This is a genomic window from Pseudomonas sp. NPDC087804, from assembly GCF_044742965.1.
Lineage (GTDB): Bacteria > Pseudomonadota > Gammaproteobacteria > Pseudomonadales > Pseudomonadaceae > Aquipseudomonas > Aquipseudomonas rustica.
The window spans coordinates 53,763-70,787 of the sequence record NZ_JBIUVN010000013.1 but is presented as its reverse complement, the minus strand read 5'-3'; the positions used below and the strand labels follow the sequence as shown (position 1 = coordinate 70,787).

Below are 17,025 nucleotides of genomic sequence, written 5' to 3'. Positions count from 1 at the left end.
GTGATGAAGCCCGGCTTCATCACTCCACAATCCGGTGACGACCTGTTCGTTCACTTCAAAGCTATCCAATCCGACGGCTTCAAAAGCCTGAAAGAAGGCCAACAGGTTTCTTTCATCGCTACCCGCGGTCAGAAAGGCATGCAAGCTGAGGAAGTACAAGTTATCTAACTTGTAGCTTCTTTAGAAAAGAGCCCCGCCCTTAAAAGCGGGGCTTTTTTGTGGGCGCCTGTTTTTCAGGCGCAAAAAAAGATCGCAGCCTTCAGCGGCCCCACACAATCCGTGCAGGAGCTGCCGAAGGCTGCGATCTTTTGCTTTAAACGTTACCAGGCCACGCCAAACCCAGCGGTATAACGGGTCTTGCTCAAATCAGCATCATCGGTACCACTGATAATGTCGCGCTCAGCTTTCAAATTCAGAGACGCCCATTCAGTAACCTTGTAGCGCAGGCCCATCTCGGCATCCAGCGCGTAATCCGCGACACCCGACAACGGCTTGCCAAACTCGCCGTTGGTGAAGAACTCGACCTTCTTGCCGATCAGGTAACGGTTGTAATCCCACTTCATCGCGACCGAATAGAAATTGTCCTTGCCGCCATCGCTGTATTCGTAATCGGTACGGTTGAGCAGCGAACCGAGCGAGAACGCGCCCAACTCGTCATCCCAGAACTGGTAACCCGGACCGGTACCGACAACGCGCTGGCGCGACAGGTCTTCAACATGGTCGCGCTTGTAATTCAAACGCCCCTGCCAGAACCACTTATCGGTGAGGAAGCGGTCGAGGGAGTATTCGGCGCGCCAGTTGTTGGTGGTGACTTCGTCGTCCTGCACTTCGCGGTTGTACTCGCCCTCGGCGATGTGACGCCAGCGACCGTGGCGCGCGGTGGTTTTGAAATCGATGTCGTAATCGTCGGTGTCTTTTTCCGCGCGCTGATAATCCATTGCCAGGTCGACATTGCCCTTCCACACCAGATCCTCGACCACCGGTTTCGGCTTGAGAATCTGCTGAATGCTCGCCAGCTCGACAGTTTTTGGCGCCTCGCCGTTGGCCAGGGTGACCTTGCCGTCTTCCGCTGCGGTCAGCGACTTGGAGACTTCGCCGGTGTAGGCATCCTGTTTGACCAACAGGTGCTGATCGCTCTCAAGGGTCTTGACCTCTTTCCAGTCGATCGTGACTGCTCCGGCGTACTTGGTCTGAATCAACAGTTTGCCGCCGTCGAACAGGGAAATGGTGCCGCTCAACTTGTCACCGTTCTTCAACCAGACGGTGTCGGCAAGCAGGGGCGTGGACGCACTGAAAACAGTAAGGCACAGCAAGGTTCTGGACAACATAAGCGAATCGAGGGCTCAAGTTTGCGAAAAAAGGTGGGCATTATCCGTAGGAATAAGACCCTGACAAGGACTGACCGGACTATTTCTATTGAGTTCATTTCTCAACTGCACGACGAGGGATTACGCTTAGGGCCTCGATACGATCAAGTTCAGGAACTCCGTACGTGAAAGACCCGAACCTCGAAGGGGACAGCGAAGCGCAAATCCGACGCACGGCGCTCTACTCGACACTCGCCCAAGTGCCCGAAGGCAAAGTCGTCAGCTATGGTCAGTTAGCCGAACTGGCCGGGTTGGGGCGCGCCGCCCGCTGGGTCGGCCGCGTATTGAGTCAGTTGCCTGGTGATACCAAACTGCCCTGGCACCGTGTATTGGGCGCCGGCGGTCGTATCAGTTTGCCGGTGGGCAGCCCGTCGGGCGATGAACAACGGGCGCGTTTGCGCGTGGAAGGCATCACCGTCCAGAATAATCGTGTGGATATTCAGCGCCATGGCTGGCGTCCGGTAGAGCACAGCGGTTAGAGTGCGCGCTTTGTTTTCGCAATCTTGAGGCAGACTTCAGCCCATGCCCCGTAAAACCTGGCGCGCCGCGCTAGCTGCTTATGCCAGTCCTTCGACGCTCGTGCTGTTGTTGCTCGGTTTCGCCGCCGGCCTGCCGTACATGCTGGTGTTTTCAACGCTTTCCGTCTGGCTACGTGAAGCGGGCGTAGCCCGTGAAACGATTGGCTACGCAAGCCTCATCGGCCTGGCCTATGCGTTCAAATGGGTCTGGTCACCGCTGCTCGACCAATGGCGCCTGCCGTTGCTCGGCAAGCTTGGCCGACGCCGCTCCTGGCTGGTGCTCTCACAAGTCCTGGTGATCCTTGGCCTGATCGGCATGGGTTTCTGTGATCCGCAGAAGCACCTGTCCTGGTTGATCGCGATTGCCGTGGTCGTCGCCTTCGCTTCCGCTACCCAAGACATTGCGGTCGACGCCTATCGACTGGAAATCGCCGACGACAATCGTCAGGCTGCACTCGCCGCCAGCTACATGTCCGGCTACCGCGTCGCCGCCCTGCTCGCCACCGCCGGCGCATTGTTTTTCGCCGAAGGCTTCGGCTCTACCGGTTTCAACTACAAGCACTCGGCGTGGACCGGCACTTATGTGTTGTTCGGCGCGCTGATGATCCCTGCCCTGCTCACTACGCTGTTCATGCGCGAACCGCCGGTGCCGCTGCGTACCCAATTGCAGGCCGGGCGCTATACGTTCATGCATCAATTGATGTCGGTGTTCGTGCTGATCGTCTTGCTCGTGTCGGTGCCGGCGATGTTCACCCAGCTGTACAACACCGATTTCGCCAGCGTGCTGTTCGGCAGCATGAGCCCGCTGGATCTGCTGCTCGAAGACCGCGCCTTCCTGCGCGCCATCCTCTATACGCTGCTGACCGGTCTGTGCCTGTCGACCATGGGTCGCCGTGGCCTGGCGCCGGTGCTGACGCCGGTCAACGACTTCATCCTGCGTTATCGCTGGCAGGCACTGCTGTTGCTCGGTTTGATCGCGACCTACCGGATGTCGGACACGGTCATGGGCGTAATGGCCAACGTGTTCTACATCGATCAGGGCTTCACCAAGGATCAGATCGCCAGTGTCAGCAAGATTTTCGGCCTGATCATGACCCTCGTCGGCGCCGGCATGGGCGGCCTGTTGATCGTGCGTTTCGGCATTCTGCCGATTCTGCTGATCGGCGGCGCCGCCTCGGCAGGCACCAACCTGCTGTTCCTGATGCTTGCCGACATGGGCCCGAACCTGAAGATGCTGGTGGTGACCATTTCCCTCGACAACTTCAGTTCGGGTCTGGCGACATCGGCGTTTGTCGCCTACCTGTCGAGCCTGACCAACCTGAAGTTCTCCGCGACGCAATACGCCCTGCTCAGCTCGATCATGCTCCTGCTGCCGCGCCTGATCGGCGGTTATTCCGGGGTGATGGTGGAGAAGTTCGGTTACCACAACTTCTTCCTGATCACCGCGTTGCTCGGTGTGCCGACGCTGGTGCTGATCGCCCTGCACTGGTTCCAGGAAAGTCGCCGCGAAGGCCCGACACCCACGCCCGAGCCCGTCCCGACGCCCGTCGCGGAAGAGTCGTAAGACATTTCGTCAATGGCGGGAGGAATTCCGCCGTTGAACTCCTCCACCGGCCACACGCCTGTACGTCAGCAAAAGTCGCCGGTACACTGCTCCGTCATTTCCAGTCATAGCAACCGACAACGGCCAACCATGCGCACCAGTCAATTTTTGCTCGCCACACAGAAAGAAACGCCTTCCGACGCGGTCGTGATCAGCCACCAGCTGATGCTGCGCGCCGGCATGATCCGCAAACTCGCCTCGGGCCTGTACACCTGGCTGCCGATGGGCTTGCGAGTGATGCGCAAGGTTGAAGCCATCGTTCGTGAAGAAATGAACGCTGCCGGCTCTCTGGAAGTGTTGATGCCGAGCACCCAACCGGCCGAGCTGTGGCAGGAATCGGGGCGCTGGGAAGAATACGGCCCTGAGCTGCTGCGCATCAAAGACCGCCACGGTCGTGATTTCTGCGCGGGCCCGACCCACGAAGAAGTGATCACTGATCTGATGCGCAACGAGTTGAGCAGCTACAAACAGCTGCCAATCAACCTGTACCAGATCCAGACCAAATTCCGTGACGAGATCCGTCCACGCTTCGGTTTGATGCGTGGCCGCGAATTCATCATGAAGGACTCCTACTCCTTCCACGCGGATCAGGCATCGCTGCAGATCACCTACGACCGCATGCATGAAGCCTACTGCAACATCTTCACGCGTCTGGGTCTGAAATTCCGTCCGGTGGAAGCCGACAACGGTTCGATCGGTGGCGCTGGTTCGCACGAATTCCACGTACTGGCCGAGTCCGGCGAAGACGACATCGTTTTCAGCAACGGTTCCGACTACGCAGCGAACATCGAAAAAGCCGAAGCCGTGCCGCGCGAAACGTCGCGCGCCGCTGCGACTGAAGAACTTCGCCTGGTCGATACGCCTGACACCAAAACCATCGCGGCGCTGGTGGAAAAATTCAATCTGCCGATTGAAAAGACCATCAAGACCCTGATCGTGCGCGCCGAAGAAGAAGGCAAGCTGATCGCGCTGGTGATCCGTGGCGACCACGAACTCAACGAAATCAAGGCTGCCCAGCAACCTGGCGTGGCCAGCCCGCTGGTCATGGCCACCGACGCCGAACTGCGTGACGCCATTGGCGCCGGCGCCGGTTCGCTCGGCCCGCTGAACCTGCCGCTGCCAATCATCATCGACCGCTCGGTCGAACTGATGAGCGACTTCGGCATCGGCGCGAACATCGACGACAAGCACTACTTCGGCGTGAACTGGGAGCGCGATTTGCCGGTTCCGACCGTGGCTGACCTGCGTAACGTGGTCGCCGGCGATCCAAGCCCGGACGGCAAAGGCACGCTGGAAATCAAACGCGGCATCGAAGTCGGGCACATCTTCCAGCTGGGCAACAAGTACAGCAAAGCGATGAAGTGCGAAGTGCTGGGCGAGAACGGCAAGCCGGTTACCCTCGAAATGGGTTGCTACGGCATCGGCGTTTCCCGCGTGGTGGCGGCGGCCATCGAGCAGAACAACGACGCCAACGGCATCATCTGGAGCGACACTTTGGCGCCGTTCCAGATCGCACTGGTACCGCTGCGTTATGAAACCGAGCAGGTGCGCGAAGCCACCGACAAGCTGTACGCCGAACTGACGGCGGCCGGCTTCGAAGTGCTGCTGGATGATCGCGACAAGAAAACCAGCCCGGGCATCAAGTTCGCGGACATGGAGCTGATCGGCATTCCTCACCGGATCGTGGTCAGCGACCGCGGCCTCGCCGAAGGCAACCTGGAATACAAGAGTCGTACCGAAGGCGAAGCGCAAGCACTGCCGGTCGCCGACGTACTGTCCTTCCTTCAGGCCCGTATCCGCCGCTGAAACCAGATAGAGACGTCATGTTCAAGCGAAACACCTTAGGCCTCGGTGGCACCGCCCTGTGCGGTGCCCTGCTGGTCAGCGGCTGTGCCAATCACATGTCACAGCGCAGCGAGCACGAAGAGCGGGTCGAGCGTAAGTTGCTCGACCACAGCCTGCAGATTGATGTCGGTGAGCCTAAGGAGCTTGAGCTGCCGCAGCGACGCGTGAAGATCAACGAACAGAAGACTTTTGAAGTCACCGAGTTCGAAGTGACACGTCGCTACGATCGCTACACGCCTTACCAACCTTGGCGCGAGGTCTACGAGATTCCGCTGGGCGTGGTGGCTGTGGTCGGTGGCGTCGGCGCCAACGTGGTCAACGTGTTTGCCCTCGGCAATCTGCCGGACAGCGTCACCAAGGATTGGCTGAGTTACGGTTTTGCCGGGCTCAACCCGTTCATGAACGTGCAGTCCAACGGCCGTGCGCAGCAGAACCTGGCCGGTATCGATGAAGTCCAGCGCGACAAGCGCACGGAGTATTCGAGCCTGCCGTGGAGCGAGCGACCGGTGCAGGTCAAGGCTGGCAAACAGACCTTCGACATGACCACCGATCGCAACGGCGTGCTGCGTGTGAACCTGCTCGACAGTCCATTCGCTGAGCATGACCTCAATTACGTCGGCAAACTGCAGATCAGTGTCGAGGACGCCAAGGATGACGTGCATTCCGACTCGTCCCTGGCGATCAGCAGCCACTTGCGTGGCAAGTTGCTCGAAGCGCACGGCTTGATTTACGACGATCTGGAAGACGACGAAGTGAGCCAGTGGGTACACCGGGTCAAACGTCTGTCGGAACTGGGTCTGGAAGAAGAAGCCAGCGAACTGGAACAAAGCCTGATCGAACTGACGCGTAACGATCCTGAGTTGCAGACTGAGTTTCTCAAGTCGCTGACCAAGGATGCGGGGCGTCTGGTGGCGGATCCGGGGCCGAATTAAGGCCTCATAAAAGATCGCAGCCTTCGGCAGCTCCTACATGGAACGCGTTCTCCTGTAGGAGCTGCCGAAGGCTGCGATCTTTTGACTTTTACCGCTCAAACAACTCCATCTGCTCAAACCCTCCCCGCAAATCCTCCAGCCTCACCCCAACCCCCAACAACCGCACCGGTTTCCCGCCGCGATTGAACGCCTGCGTCAGCATCAGCTGATAACTGCCCAAGTCCCGCCCTGCCCCGGCCTGCTCCAGCGTGGTCTGGGTAAAGTCATGAAACTTCACTTTGACGAACGGTTTGCCCGGTCGATAACTGCTGTCGATCCGTGCCATGCGGGTTTTCAGGGTTTCCAGCAGCTCCGGCAATTTATCCAGGCAACTGCGCAGATCCGGCAGATCAACGTCGTAGGTATTTTCCACGCTGATTGACTGACGCCGACTGTCGTTGTGCACCAGACGATCATCAATCCCACGCGCCAGGCTCCACATTCGCTCGCCGAAACTGCCGAATTCGCGCACCAGCGCCAACTTGTCCCACTCGCGCAATTGCGAGCAGTCGACGATGCCGAGCCTGCCCAGTTTGTCGGCGGTGACCTTGCCGACACCGTGCAGCTTGCTCACCGGCAAACCACTGACAAAGTCCTCGACCTGATCCGGGGTGATCACGAACAAACCATTGGGTTTTTTCCAATCGCTGGCGATCTTCGCCAGAAACTTGTTCGGCGCCACACCGGCAGACACGGTGATATGCAACTGATTGGAGACGCGTCGACGAATGTCTTGAGCAATACGCGTCGCGCTGCCGCCGAAATGCGCACTGTCCGAGACATCCAGATAAGCCTCATCCAGCGACAGCGGTTCGATCAGGTCGGTGTAATCGCTGAAAATCACATGAATTTCTTTCGAGGCTTCGCGATAGGCGTCCATGCGCGGTTTGACGATGGTCAGATCCGGGCACAGCTTCAAGGCATGCCCCGAGGACATCGCCGAGCGTACGCCATAGGCCCGCGCCTCGTAGTTGCAGGTGGCGATAACACCGCGCCGATCCGCCGAACCGCCCACCGCCAAAGGCTTGCCGGCGAGGTTCGGGTCATCACGCATCTCGATGGCGGCGTAGAAACAGTCACAGTCGACGTGGATGATTTTTCGCTGAGTCATGACAGAAAAGGAAACATGGCGAGCCGGATCGGCAGTATCTCACTGACACCTGTATATAGCACCAGTGGTAAGAATGTTCTTTTCGACACGTAGGAAAAGGCCGATGAATTTATTTTCTCAATCGAAAGAAGCCCTTCGATAGAGCTGAAACCCTTGTGCCACCTGCCCTGCACGCCTTTTCAGGCACTGCAAAAAGCGCTAACCGATTGAACCTCAACAGATTTTATCCAGAATGCGGGTTGACACCCTCGCGATCCTCTGTAGAATGCCGACACACAGACGCGGGATGGAGCAGTCTGGTAGCTCGTCGGGCTCATAACCCGAAGGTCGTCGGTTCAAATCCGGCTCCCGCAACCAAACATCAAAAAAGGCTACTCGAAAGAGTGGCCTTTTTTGTGCGCGTCTGTTTTGCAGATTTCTTCTACTTATAAGGAAGCGATCGCCAAACAGGAATTCGTTGCATTTCCGAAACTTAGGCGCGACCTGCGACCGTTTGACGCGATCTCACACTTATTTGACCCTTTACGGGATTAGCGGTTGACACCCCGTCGTTCCTCTGTAGAATGCCGCCACACAGACGCGGGATGGAGCAGTCTGGTAGCTCGTCGGGCTCATAACCCGAAGGTCGTCGGTTCAAATCCGGCTCCCGCAACCAAACATCAAAAAAGGCTACTCGAAAGAGTGGCCTTTTTTGTATCTGTTGAAAAAGTCCTTTCGCAACAATGATCTGTCACTGTGCAGTGAACGCTTGGGATCTTCAGACTCGCCAACTTGCGACTATGCTTGTGTCGCAGGCACGACGTCTGCAATCCAGGAACTGCCCTCGCCGATACCCGGTGAGAGGCGTAGTATTTTGTGATTATTTTTTTCTACAGGGATTGGTAACTTGGCTGGATACCTCCATCCTGTCGCGCACAATCCAAGAGGTGATTGATGCGCGCCAACTCGTCTGATCCACAAGACACCGTCACAGCGGAACATCCGATCAAGCCAGAGCGTTTGCGCTTGCTGGATCGTTTGAGCAAATACCGTCAGCCAATTGGGCTGGCCGTTACGTTGCTGCTGTTCGCCATTGCGCTGATTGCCTGTCGCCATCTATTGGCCGAGCTTGATCTCGACGCTCTGCACGACTCGATTCTCGAGGTACCGAAACCCGCCCTGCTCGGCGCTTTCGGTGCGACGGTGGTCGGCTTCATTATTCTGCTCGGCTATGAATGGTCGGCCAGCCGCTATGCCGGCGTGACCTTGCCGCCGCGTACTCTGGCGATGGGCGGGTTCACCGCGTTTGCGATTGGCAACGCCATTGGCCTGTCGCTGCTGTCCGGCGGCTCGGTTCGCTATCGTTTATATGCACGGCATGGTCTGGGGGCGGCGGAAGTCGCGCACATGACCCTGTTCGCCAGCCTGTCGCTGGGTTGCGCGCTGCCGCCACTGGCTGCGCTGGCGACGCTGAGTGACCTGCCCGCTGCCTCTGCGGCACTCGGCCTGTCCGAAAGTTTGCTGGGCACAGTTGCCGCTGTCGTGCTGTTGCTTGGCGCGGTATTGGCGATCGGCATCTATCGTCGGCGTCTGCCAGAGCAGCCGTTGCGCGATAACTTGCTGGTTCGGGTCGGTCGCCGCACCTTGCGTCTGCCGGGTCGCCGTCTGACTTTCCTGCAACTGATTATCACCGCACTCGACGTCGCCGCCGCCGCGACCGTGCTGTATCTGCTGCTGCCCGAAGCGCCGCCGTTTGGCGCGTTCTTGCTGGTGTATCTGCTCGCCCTTGCCGCTGGCGTGCTCAGCCATGTGCCGGGCGGCGTTGGCGTGTTCGAAGCGATTCTGCTGGCCGCGTTTGCCGACAAACTCGGCGCCGCACCACTGGCCGCAGCCCTGCTGCTGTATCGTCTGATCTACGTGGTGCTGCCGTTGCTGGTGGCTTGCGTAGTGCTGCTGATCAACGAAGGTCAGCGCCTGTTCCAATCGCAAACGATGCGCGCCGCCTCGGGTTTGGCCGCGCCGATCCTTGCAGTGCTGGTGTTCTTATCGGGGGTGGTGCTGCTGTTTTCTGGCGCCACTCCTGAAATCGATACACGCCTGGAGCACATTGGTTTTCTGATTCCGCATCGTCTGGTCGACGCTTCGCACTTCGGCGCCAGCCTGATTGGCGTGTTGTGTCTGATGCTCGCCCAAGGTCTGCGCCGTCGCCTGTCGGCAGCATGGATGCTGACCACCATTCTGTTGCTGGTCGGCGCCCTGCTCTCGCTGCTTAAAGGCTTCGACTGGGAAGAAGCCACACTGATGACCCTCACCGCCGCGCTGTTGGGGGTTTTCCGTCGCTCGTTCTACCGCCCGAGCCGCCTGACCGAACTGCCCTTCTCGCCGCTGTATCTGGTCGCCAGCCTGTGCGTCCTCGGTGCATCGACCTGGCTGCTGCTGTTCGCCTATCAGGACGTTCCTTACAGCCATCAACTGTGGTGGCAGTTCACCCTCGACGCTGATGCCCCACGCGGTCTGCGTTCGCTGCTTGGCGCTGCGGTGTTGTTGCTGGTGATCGCTCTGACCTGGCTGCTGCGCACTGCGCGCCCGGTCATTCACTTGCCGACGCCGGATGAGCTGGAGCGCGCCTCGAAGATTTTGATGGCCTCTTCGCAACCCGACGGCGGCCTCGCGCTGACCGGTGACAAGGCGTTGCTGTTCCACCCCAACGACGAGGCGTTTCTGATGTACGCCCGTCGTGGCCGCAGCCTGGTGGCGCTGTACGACCCGATCGGCCCCGGCCAGCAACGCGCAGAAATGATTTGGCAGTTCCGCGACCTCTGCGACATTTACCATGCGCGCCCGGTGTTCTATCAGGTACGCGCGGAGAACCTGCCGTACTACATGGACATCGGCCTGACCGCGATCAAGCTCGGCGAAGAAGCCCGCGTCGATCTGCATCGCTTTGACCTGGAAGCCAAGGGCAAAGAGATGAAAGATCTGCGTTACACCTGGAACCGAGGCACCCGCGACGGTCTGTCGCTGGAGATCCACGAGCCGGGCCAGGCGCCGATGGATGAGCTGAAAGTGATTTCCGATGCCTGGCTGACCGGCAAGAACGTGCGCGAGAAAGGCTTCTCCCTCGGCCGTTTCAGCGACGAATACCTGAAGCATTTCCGCATCGCGGTGATTCGCTTCGAAGGTCGCCCGGTGGCGTTCGCCAACCTGCTTGAGACGTTCAGCCATGATCTGGCCAGTCTCGACCTGATGCGCGCGCACCCGGATGCGCCGAAGCTGACCATGGAATTCATGATGGTCGGCCTGATTCAACATTATAAGAGTCACGGATACGCGCGTTTCAGCCTGGGCATGGTGCCGTTGTCGGGGTTGCAACCCCGCCGTGGTGCACCGCTGACCCAGCGTCTGGGCTCGATGGTTTTCCGCCGTGGTGAGCAGCTGTACAACTTCCAAGGCTTGCGCCGCTTCAAAGACAAGTTCCAGCCTGACTGGGAACCCCGTTATATGGCCGTGCCCGCCGGACTCGATCCGTTGGTGGCGCTGGCCGACACTGCTGCCCTGATCGCGGGCGGCTTGACTGGATTGGTGAAACGCTGATGATTCAACGCTCCCTGAAGTACATCCTGGCCGCACTGATTGTGCTGGCCGTGATTGCCGGCGGCGGTTACTGGTACCTCAAACGCCCGGCACCGGAACCGACGCTCGAACCCATTACGGCAGCCGACGGCACCGTGTTGACCCGCATTATCCCCGGCACCAAGCCCAAGGCGCAGGTGCTGGTGGCGGTCAATAGCGATCAGAAGCTGACCGACAATCAACTGACCACCCTGAGCCGCAGTGCCTCGGCGCAGATCGTTCAGGTGATTCTGCCCAAGGACTGCCTGCAACAAAGCCGCGCCCTGCAAACCGGTCTGCGCGAGCTGAACGGCCCGGCCACCCTGGTCAGCGGCATCGGCCCTGGCGCGGTGCTGGCCTGGCGCTGGCTGGCGGAACAGAAAGACGACAAGGCCCAGGCCATTTCCGTCGACCTGGCACTGGAAAAAGGTGGCTGCACGCACCTGCTGCCGAAATCCGCTGCCCACGGCCACTGGCTGGCAGCGTGGAACGACAACCCGGACGACGCCAGCGCAGGTTTCGTGCGCGATCAACCGAACGCCGAAACCAGCATCAGCGACTACGACATCAACCTGCCGCAAGTGCTGAACAACGAACTGCGCAAAATCCTCGTTGGCGGCGACAAGGCTAACGGCGGTCTGGCGATTCCGGTGGTTGAAGTGCCGGCCGGTCAGGCCAAAGACACTGTCACCCTGTTCCTCTCCGGTGACGGCGGCTGGCGCGACCTCGACCGCGATGTGGCCGGTGAAATGGCCAAGATCGGCTACCCGGTGGTCGGCATCGACACCCTGCGCTACTACTGGCAGCACAAGAGCCCGGAGCAAAGCGCACTGGATCTGAGCGAACTGATGCAGCACTACCGGCAGAAATGGGGCACCAAGCGATTCATCCTCACCGGTTATTCGTTCGGTGCAGACGTTCTGCCGGCAATCTACAACCGCCTGCCGGACACCGAGCAGCAACGCGTAGACGCCATCATCCTGCTCGCCTTCGCCCGCACCGGCAGCTTCGAAATCGAAGTCGAGGGCTGGCTGGGCAACGCCGGCAAAGAAGCCGCCACTGGCCCGGAAATGGCCAAGTTGCCACCGGCCAAGGTGATCTGCATCTATGGCGAAGAAGAGGCGGATGAAAGTGGTTGCACCGACAAGACCGCAGTCGGTGAAGCAGTGAAACTGCCCGGCGGCCACCACTTCGACGAGAACTACCCGGCGCTGGCGAAGCGCTTGGTGGACTTGATCGAGAAGCGTCAGGCGGCGAGCCAGGTCGCGGAAGAGTGATCTGAAGCGTCCTTAAAAAAGCCCCCGCCATCTCACGATGGCGGGGGCTTTTTACATTCAGAGGATCATCCCAATCCCCTGTAGGAGTGAGCCTGCTCGCGATAGCGGAGTGTCAGCCACCTATTTGCCAACTGACACACCGCTATCGCGAGCAGGCTTACTCCTACAGGAGGATTGCGTTGATCACGGGATACAGGAAATACCCAGAATCATTGTGGGAGCGGGCTTGCTCGCGAAGGCGTTGTGTCAGACGACATCTCCGGTAGCTGATCCACCGCCTTCGCGAGCAAGCCCGCTCCCACAGGGGGATTGGTGCAGTATTCAAGCAATGTGTACGCCCACAAAAAAGCCCCCGCCAGCCACTAGCGCTGACGGGGGCTTCCTCTATAACGCCAAGTTACATCTCCACCTGCGTCCCCAACTCAATCACCCGGTTCAACGGAAGATTGAAGAACCGCAAGTTCCCATTGGCATTCTTCAACATGAACGCAAACAGCGCCTCTCGCCAACGCGCCATGCCTTCCAGCTTCGAGGCAATCACCGTTTCGCGGCTGAGGAAGTAGGTGGTGCGCATCGGGCTGAAGTCCAGATCATCCAGATGACACAACTTCAGCGCCTGCGGCACGTCAGGCTCATCGGTGAAGCCGAAATGCAGGATCACCCGGAAGAAGCCCTCTCCGTGCGCTTCCACTTCAAAACGCCGCGACGGTGGTACGCGCGGGATGTCTTCGTAGACCACCGTCAGCAACACCACCTGCTCATGCAGCACCTGGTTATGCAACAGGTTGTGCAACAACGCATGAGGCACGGCGTCGGAGCGCGCGGTGAGGAACACCGCAGTGCCCTGCACGCGATGCGGTGGTTGTACGCGGATGCTGCTGATGAAGATCGGCAGCGGCAGCGCGCCTTCGTCGAGGCGATCGACCAGCAGTTGCTTGCCGCGTTTCCAGGTGGTCATCAGCACGAACAGGGCGATACCGGCGATCACCGGGAAGGCACCGCCCTGCACGATCTTCGGCACGTTGGCGGCGAAGTACAGACCGTCCACCAGCAGGAAACCGATCAACACCGGCACGGCAAGGATTGGTGGCCATTTCCACAGCAGCAGCATCACCGCCGACACCAGAATGGTGGTCATCAGCATGGTGCCCGTCACCGCCACGCCGTAGGCCGAGGCCAGTGCGCCAGACGATTCGAAGCCGAGTACCAACAACACCACACCAACCATCAACGCCCAGTTCACCGCGCCGATGTAGATCTGGCCCTGCTCGGCGCTGGAGGTGTGCTGGATGTACATGCGCGGAATGTAGCCGAGCTGAATCGCCTGACGGGTCAGGGAGAACGCGCCGGAAATCACCGCTTGCGAGGCAATCACTGTGGCCAGTGTCGACAGACCGACCAGCGGAATCAATGCCCAGCTCGGCGCCAGCAGGTAGAACGGGTTACGCGCCGCTTCCGGGTTGTCCAGCAGCAAAGCGCCCTGACCGAAGTAGTTGAGCACCAGCGCCGGCAACACCAGAATGAACCACGCGCGGGCAATCGGTTTGCGACCGAAGTGGCCCATGTCGGCGTACAGCGCTTCGGCACCGGTCAGCGCCAGCACCACAGCGCCGAGGATCGCCACGCCCATGCCCGGATGAACGACGAAGAAATTCACCGCCCACATCGGGTTCATCGCGTGCAGCACTTCCGGGGTGTGGCTGATGCCGTAGACCCCGAGCGCGCCAAGGACGAGAAACCAGGTGACCATGATCGGCCCAAACAAAATGCCGATCCGCGCGGTACCGTGGCGCTGGATCAGGAACAACCCGACCAGAACCACCAGCGACAGCGGCACCACCCAATGGTCGATGCCATCGAATGCCAGCCCCAGACCTTCAATCGCCGAGAGTACGGAAATCGCCGGGGTGATCATGCTGTCGCCGTAAAACAGCGCTGCGCCGATCAGTCCGCAGACCACCAATAATGAACGCAGCTTTTTGCGATGCCCGGCCGCTCGCCGTGCCAGTGCGGTGAGCGCCATGATGCCGCCCTCGCCCTGGTTGTCGGCGCGCAGCACGAACATCATGTATTTGATCGAAACCACCCAGATCAGCGACCAGAAGATCAACGACAGAATGCCCAGCACGCCGTCGTGATTGACGGGCACACCGTAGCCGCCGGAAAACACTTCTTTAAGGGTGTACAACGGGCTCGTGCCGATGTCGCCGTAAACCACCCCGACCGCCGCGACCAGCATACTCAGCGGCTTGGTTGCCGAACCCTCGGCGCCTGCCGCATGACTACTTGCCTGACCCATCCAACACTCCTGACTTACCGGAACCGGCTTCTTTTCAATGAAGCACTATGCTTTGTCGTGCAGCATGATGCGCTGATTTACCTGTTGTTACAGACGATTTGTTGACTGTAAAAAATTGGTAAAGCCCAACGGCGCGAAGCATAGCGCAGCACTCGTCGTATTTCCCGGCATAAAGCTGGTCAAGTGCGCTTCTCGCCGCTAGAATTGCGCACTTTTTGATCAGAGGCGCGCCCTAAGCGCCCATCCGTCGGCTTTCGCACTGCGCAAGCGACGTCACAAAATACCGAGGTTAGACATGTCCACCACTCCTGCGCCGGCCAATCCAAAGGTTGGCTTTGTATCTCTGGGTTGCCCGAAAGCACTGGTCGACTCCGAGCGCATCCTGACCCAGCTGCGCATGGAAGGTTATGACGTGGTGTCCACCTATCAGGACGCCGACGTTGTAGTCGTCAACACCTGCGGTTTCATCGATTCGGCCAAGGCTGAGTCGCTGGAAGTGATCGGCGAAGCGATCAAGGAAAACGGCAAGGTGATCGTCACCGGCTGCATGGGCGTGGAAGAAGGCAACATCCGCAACGTGCACCCGAGCGTGCTGGCCGTGACCGGTCCGCAGCAGTACGAGCAAGTGGTCAACGCCGTGCACGAAGTCGTGCCACCGCGTAAAGACCACAACCCGCTGATCGACCTGGTGCCGCCGCAAGGCATCAAGCTGACCCCGCGTCACTACGCTTACCTGAAGATTTCCGAAGGCTGCAACCACAGCTGCTCGTTCTGCATCATCCCGTCGATGCGCGGCAAACTGGTCAGCCGTCCGGTCGGCGATGTGCTCGACGAAGCTCAGCGTCTGGTCAAATCCGGCGTTAAAGAGTTGCTGGTTATTTCGCAAGACACCAGCGCTTACGGCGTTGACGTGAAATACCGCACCGGTTTCTGGAACGGCGCGCCGGTGAAAACCCGCATGACCGAACTCTGTGAAGCACTGAGCACTTTGGGCGTCTGGGTACGTCTGCACTACGTTTACCCGTACCCGCACGTTGACGAACTGATCCCGCTGATGGCCGCCGGCAAGATCCTGCCGTACCTGGACATCCCGTTCCAGCACGCCAGCCCGAAAGTCTTGAAGTCGATGAAACGTCCGGCGTTCGAAGACAAGACCCTGGCGCGGATCAAGAACTGGCGCGAAATCTGCCCGGATCTGATCATCCGTTCGACCTTCATCGTCGGCTTCCCGGGCGAAACCGAAGAAGACTTCCAGTACCTGCTGAACTGGTTGACCGAAGCGCAGCTCGACCGCGTCGGCTGCTTCCAGTACTCGCCGGTAGAAGGTGCTCCGGCCAACGATCTCGATCTGGAGATCGTTCCGGACGAGGTCAAGCAGGATCGTTGGGATCGCTTCATGGCGCACCAGCAAGCGATCAGCTCGGCGCGCCTGCAAATGCGCATCGGCCGTGAAATCGAAGTGTTGGTGGACGAAGTTGACGAGCAAGGCGCGGTTGGCCGCTGCTTCTTCGATGCCCCGGAAATCGACGGCAACGTGTTTATTGATAACGGCAGCAATCTGAAGCCGGGCGACAAGGTCTGGTGCAAAGTCACCGACGCTGACGAATACGATCTGTGGGCCGAACAGATCTAACACCGCATACCCTGTAGGAGCTGCCGAAGGCTGCGATCTTTTGATCTTGATCTCGATAAACAAGATCAAAAGATCGCAGCCTCGTTTCACTCGTCAGCTCCTACAGGGATTCGGGATAGCGCTGAATTCAAAAGCCCCGCTCTTTTTCCAAGATGCGGGGCTTTTTTACGGCTATCGTTTATCGGGGGACGGACTCCCTTGAACGAACAAGAGGCCAACAGGCATGCGTCACCACTCGGTTATCCACACGCCGAAACTCAGCGATTATCAGGAACTGACCCGGGTCTGGGAGGCCTCGGTTCGCGCCACCCATGATTTTCTGCCGGACAGCTACATCGAGCTGCTGCGTAATCTGGTGCTCACGCGTTATCTGGATGCGGTGATGCTGATCTGCACCAAGGACGCCGACCAGCGCATCACCGGGTTTGCCGGGGTTGCGGCGGGCAAGATTGAGATGCTGTTCATTGATCCCGATTTTCGCGGTCAAGGTTTGGGCAAGAAGCTGCTCAACTACGCGATGCAGCATTTGAACGCCGATGAGCTGGACGTCAACGAACAGAACCCGCAGGCACTGGGGTTTTACTTCAAGCAGGGTTTTGAGGTGATCGGCCGCTCGGAGGTGGATGGCATGGGCCAGCCGTATCCGTTGCTGCATATGCGTTTGCGGCAAAATCAGCAACGCTCCAGTAATGGTTGAAACCCTGTAGAACCCTGTGGGAGCGAGCTTGCTCGCGAATGCGGTGTACCAGTCACTGCACACATAGACTGGCAGGACGCCTTCGCGAGCAAGCTCGCTCCCACATTGAATTC

General features: G+C 59.2%; 12 protein-coding genes and 2 tRNA genes. 11 read left to right on the top strand and 3 right to left on the bottom strand.

The genetic code is table 11. The annotated features are described in order from the left end of the window. Window positions 1–3: 3 nt before the first annotated feature. Window positions 4–168 carry a cold-shock protein gene (locus tag ACIOMO_RS17345; protein ID WP_401242442.1) on the top strand — a complete coding sequence of 55 codons (165 nt, stop codon included), beginning with the start codon at window positions 4–6 and terminating at the stop codon, window positions 166–168. Window positions 169–320: 152 nt separating this feature from the next. Here the strand turns inward: ACIOMO_RS17345 and ACIOMO_RS17340 are convergent, their stop codons facing one another. After that, window positions 321–1,328 carry a DUF481 domain-containing protein gene (locus tag ACIOMO_RS17340; protein WP_401242338.1) on the bottom strand — a complete coding sequence of 336 codons (1,008 nt, stop codon included), beginning with the start codon at window positions 1,326–1,328 and terminating at the stop codon, window positions 321–323. A 164-nt stretch (window positions 1,329–1,492) separates the two neighbouring features. On the opposite strand from ACIOMO_RS17340, the gene ACIOMO_RS17335 reads away from it, so the two are divergent. The 4 genes from ACIOMO_RS17335 to ACIOMO_RS17320 all read left to right on the top strand — a co-directional run bounded on the left by ACIOMO_RS17335 (window position 1,493) and on the right by ACIOMO_RS17320 (window position 6,265). Continuing rightward, entirely contained in the window at window positions 1,493–1,846 is a 354-nt protein-coding gene (locus ACIOMO_RS17335; RefSeq protein WP_159815001.1) for an MGMT family protein, read from the top strand. A gap of 43 nt (window positions 1,847–1,889) precedes the next feature. Then, the gene (locus ACIOMO_RS17330; protein ID WP_053117762.1) at window positions 1,890–3,449 is read left to right on the top strand and encodes an AmpG family muropeptide MFS transporter; all 1,560 of its coding nucleotides are present in this window, start codon (window positions 1,890–1,892) and stop codon (window positions 3,447–3,449) included. Window positions 3,450–3,578: 129 nt separating this feature from the next. Then, window positions 3,579–5,294 carry a proline--tRNA ligase gene (locus ACIOMO_RS17325; protein ID WP_159815000.1) on the top strand — a complete coding sequence of 572 codons (1,716 nt, stop codon included), beginning with the start codon at window positions 3,579–3,581 and terminating at the stop codon, window positions 5,292–5,294. A gap of 17 nt (window positions 5,295–5,311) precedes the next feature. Continuing rightward, window positions 5,312–6,265 (top strand): hypothetical protein, encoded by a 954-nt coding sequence (locus ACIOMO_RS17320; RefSeq protein ID WP_008083883.1) that lies wholly within the window; start codon window positions 5,312–5,314, stop codon window positions 6,263–6,265. 88 nt (window positions 6,266–6,353) lie between these two features. Here ACIOMO_RS17320 and dinB read toward each other — a convergent pair whose 3' ends face one another. Beyond that, window positions 6,354–7,415, bottom strand: coding sequence for a DNA polymerase IV (gene dinB / locus ACIOMO_RS17315; RefSeq protein WP_053117758.1), 1,062 nt, complete (start codon window positions 7,413–7,415; stop codon window positions 6,354–6,356). 280 nt (window positions 7,416–7,695) lie between these two features. Between dinB and ACIOMO_RS17310 the strand changes: the two genes are divergently transcribed. From ACIOMO_RS17310 to ACIOMO_RS17295, 4 genes are all read left to right on the top strand, one after another. After that, window positions 7,696–7,772: transfer RNA gene (locus ACIOMO_RS17310), tRNA-Met, on the top strand. A gap of 221 nt (window positions 7,773–7,993) precedes the next feature. Further along, window positions 7,994–8,070, top strand: a tRNA-Met gene (locus ACIOMO_RS17305). 278 nt (window positions 8,071–8,348) lie between these two features. Beyond that, window positions 8,349–10,988, top strand: a complete 2,640-nt coding sequence (gene mprF / locus ACIOMO_RS17300; RefSeq protein ID WP_401242332.1) for a bifunctional lysylphosphatidylglycerol flippase/synthetase MprF — start codon at window positions 8,349–8,351, stop codon at window positions 10,986–10,988. Next, entirely contained in the window at window positions 10,988–12,283 is a 1,296-nt protein-coding gene (locus ACIOMO_RS17295) for a virulence factor family protein (RefSeq protein WP_212549565.1), read from the top strand. Before mprF ends, ACIOMO_RS17295 begins: the two co-directional genes overlap by 1 nt. Window positions 12,284–12,680: 397 nt before the next feature. Here the strand turns inward: ACIOMO_RS17295 and ACIOMO_RS17290 are convergent, their stop codons facing one another. Then, entirely contained in the window at window positions 12,681–14,522 is a 1,842-nt protein-coding gene (locus tag ACIOMO_RS17290) for a potassium transporter Kup (RefSeq protein ID WP_371262362.1), read from the bottom strand. A gap of 355 nt (window positions 14,523–14,877) precedes the next feature. Here ACIOMO_RS17290 and rimO point away from each other — a divergent pair, with 355 nt between their 5' ends. Beyond that, the gene (gene rimO / locus ACIOMO_RS17285) at window positions 14,878–16,215 is read left to right on the top strand and encodes a 30S ribosomal protein S12 methylthiotransferase RimO (protein ID WP_008088939.1); all 1,338 of its coding nucleotides are present in this window, start codon (window positions 14,878–14,880) and stop codon (window positions 16,213–16,215) included. A 223-nt stretch (window positions 16,216–16,438) separates the two neighbouring features. Continuing rightward, complete coding sequence (locus tag ACIOMO_RS17280) at window positions 16,439–16,912, top strand: GNAT family N-acetyltransferase (RefSeq protein WP_212545309.1); 474 nt, start codon at window positions 16,439–16,441, stop codon at window positions 16,910–16,912. Window positions 16,913–17,025 lie beyond the last annotated feature (113 nt).